General features: G+C 50.5%; 2 protein-coding genes. Both read left to right on the plus strand.

Annotation, left to right across the window (positions count from 1 at the left end; translation table 11 throughout):
- Positions 1-431 precede the first annotated feature (431 nt).
- The gene (locus HQL65_20525; GenBank protein ID MBF0138620.1) at positions 432-1,262 is read left to right on the plus strand and encodes a flagellin FliC; all 831 of its coding nucleotides are present in this window, start codon (positions 432-434) and stop codon (positions 1,260-1,262) included.
- A gap of 453 nt (positions 1,263-1,715) precedes the next feature.
- Positions 1,716-2,543: a flagellin FliC gene (locus HQL65_20530; protein MBF0138621.1), complete on the plus strand. Its 828-nt coding sequence runs from the start codon at positions 1,716-1,718 to the stop codon at positions 2,541-2,543.
- The last annotated feature ends 373 nt before the right edge of the window (positions 2,544-2,916 follow it).

A 2,916-nucleotide genomic window follows, 5' to 3' on the forward strand; every position in this document is an offset into this window, starting at 1 on the left:
CGGAGCCTCCATCCTGGCCCAGGCCAACCAACAACCCCAGATTGCCCTGAGTCTGTTGGGCGGTCGCTAAAAAAAATGGGGGGAAACTCCCGGCGCATAAACAGGAGTTTCCCCCTGCATGATCGAATCAGTTCACTGGACATCCGTGCAGGGTTGTAAACGCGGTTCCATGGGGTGAAGGAGATACATCAGGCAGTATTCACAGGCGGGTCATGCAAACTGATCGTACCAATAAAAGAGGTTTTGATGGACAAGGATGAAATCAGCGGCAGATGCAGGATTCCGGCGAGCATGAAATCAGCGGCAGATGCAGGATTCCGGTATGCAGACAAGGGTAGAGTTGGCCCTTTATAAAGAACAGCTCATGGAGATCCATGGAAGGGTACATTGGGAATTAAAGGAATATTCCCTTTCAAGGAGGAGTATCGAACATGTCGATTTCATTGAATACAAATCTGGCATCGTTGAATGCCCAACACAATCTGTCCAAGTCCAGCAAGTTTTTGAGTGACACCTTTGAAAAATTGTCCTCGGGATTGCGGGTCAATCGGGCAGCGGATGATGCCTCCGGAATTGGCATTGGCACACGCATGTCAGCGGAAATACGGGGAATGAACCAGGCAGTTCGCAATACGAATGATGCCATTTCAGTATTGCAGGTGGCGGAAGGTGCCCTGGATGAGACCACCAATGCCTTGCAACGCATGCGGGAACTGGCGGTCCAGGCTGCATCAGGGACCCTGACAACAACGGATCGCACCAGTTTGAATACGGAATTCACCCAGCTTCTTTCCGAGGTGGATCGGATTGGGAAAAATTCCAAATACAACAACTTGAACCTTCTGACAGGATCATTCACGGCCGTTGCCATCCAGGTTGGGGCGTACAGCGGACAGGTTTTGTCCGTGACCATTCAGAGTGCAACGGCCACGGGATTGTGTTCCACCATGGCCACCATTGCCGGTGATGGTTCGGCGGCCATGTCTGCCATCACGACGCTGGATAATGCCATCCTGAGTGTTTCCAGCATTCGCTCCACCATCGGTTCTTTGCAGAACCGGTTTGAGTCGGTCATATCGACCCTGCAAAACACGGTTGTGAATACAGAAGCCGCACGCTCACGAATCATGGATGCGGATGTGGCGACCGAGAGCGCCAATTTGACCCGGGCGTCCATTCTGCAACAGGCCGGGGCGGCCATCCTGGCCCAGGCCAATCAACAATCGCAACTGGCCCTGGCACTTGTGGCAGGTGCGCGATGATCGGCGGGTGGGGGCATATCCTGTTCACCCTGTTTGCCCCCACCCTGAATTTTATCGAACGTTCCCGAATGGAAAGATCAACCCGGTCTTTTTATATGGAATATGGAATTCAATCAGTATTTTGTAGGGTTGATATGAGACCTGCGCCATAGATACTGCCATCGGAATTTGTTTTTTTGTCATGTTTCAGGAAAGCTTGAAAGTTTTTCTTGAAGTATTTTGATTAATATTGTCTAAAATAAAGAATGATCAAAAAAAATCGACAGAATGATTAAAAAAAAGCTCAAGAAAAAAAGTGAAACATCCGATAAAGTAAGTAAGAGAAGATGAACAGGCAAGATAAACATATTTGTTATTCAGTTTGAATAGCAGGATTAGGGTTGGTCCTGTAAAAAGCGAACAACTCATGCGTAACCATGGAAGGTAATAACGTAAAAAAACAGGAGATGAACAATGGGCCTTTCCATCAATACCAATATTGGAGCATTGTCTGCACAGAGAAATTTGAGCCTGGCTTCTGGGAAGCTTGCGAGTTCGTTTGAGAGGTTGTCATCTGGCCTGCGGGTCAATTCGGCAGCAGATGATGCCGCCGGCTTGGCAATTGCCTCCGGACTTACATCCCAGATTCGCGGCGTTAACATGGCGTCGCGGAATGTCAATGATGCCATTTCCGCCCTTCAAATCGCTGAAGGCTCTCTTGAAGAGACCACCAACGCCTTGCAACGGATGCGGGAACTGGCCGTGCAGGCATCATCCATGACCTTGACCACGACGGATCGCACGAGCTTGAACTCCGAATTTGCCCAACTTCTTTCGGAAGTTGACCGGATTGGCAAGAATGCCCAATACAATGGCAGATATCTACTCACCGGCTCCTTTACAGCGGTTCAGGTCCAGGTGGGTGCGTTCAGTGGACAGATTCTGTCAGCCACCATTCTGAGCGCAACGGCCACTGGCTTGTGCTCGGCCCTGGCAGGCATCACCGGTGATGGTTCCCAGGCCATGTCGGCCATCACAATCCTGGATAATGCCATCGCGAGTGTCTCTTCGATCCGGGCCACCATTGGATCCTTGCAAAACCGGTTTGATTCGGTGATCTCGACTCTGGCGAATCAGTCTGTGAATACCGAATCTGCCCGTTCAAGAATCATGGATGCAGATATTGCCTCGGAAACCGCCAACCTGACCCGCAACTCGATTTTGCAACAGGCTGCTGCGTCGATCCTGGCCCAGGCCAACCAATCACCCCAGATTGCACTGACCTTGCTCGGCGGTCGGTAAACAAGTCACACAGCCGGGGGAAGGGGGTACCTCTTCCCCCGGCTGATCACGCAATCATTGTGGAGTATGCCATTCTGGCTGTCGGGGTCGGGATCCTCTTGGTGGTCATGGGGTCCAGGGGCTGGCGACCGGACAGGTCCAGGACAGAGTCCTGGTGGGGTTTGGGGCGAGAGCCACCCAACTGAATAACTGTTTTTCCAATGACCGAAACGATGATCAAGACCTGAGCCGGATGGAACATGAAAATCTGTTGAATCGTGAAGCCGGTTTGTGTAGAAAATCTCAAGAATAATTTGGTCATGACTGTTGAATAAAAAAGGTAACCATTCAGAACCCCTTCATTAAAAGGATTTGACATGGAAGACTTTGTTGG

The organism is Magnetococcales bacterium (genome assembly GCA_015228935.1).
Classification (GTDB): Bacteria; Pseudomonadota; Magnetococcia; order Magnetococcales; family DC0425bin3; genus HA3dbin3.

Bases quoted from the DNA above. Each gene is read 5' to 3' on its own strand.
- HQL65_20525 (MBF0138620.1), top strand. From the start codon at position 432: ATGTCGATTTCATTGAATACAAATCTGGCATCGTTGAATGCCCAACAC.
- HQL65_20530 (MBF0138621.1), top strand. From the start codon at position 1,716: ATGGGCCTTTCCATCAATACCAATATTGGAGCATTGTCTGCACAGAGA.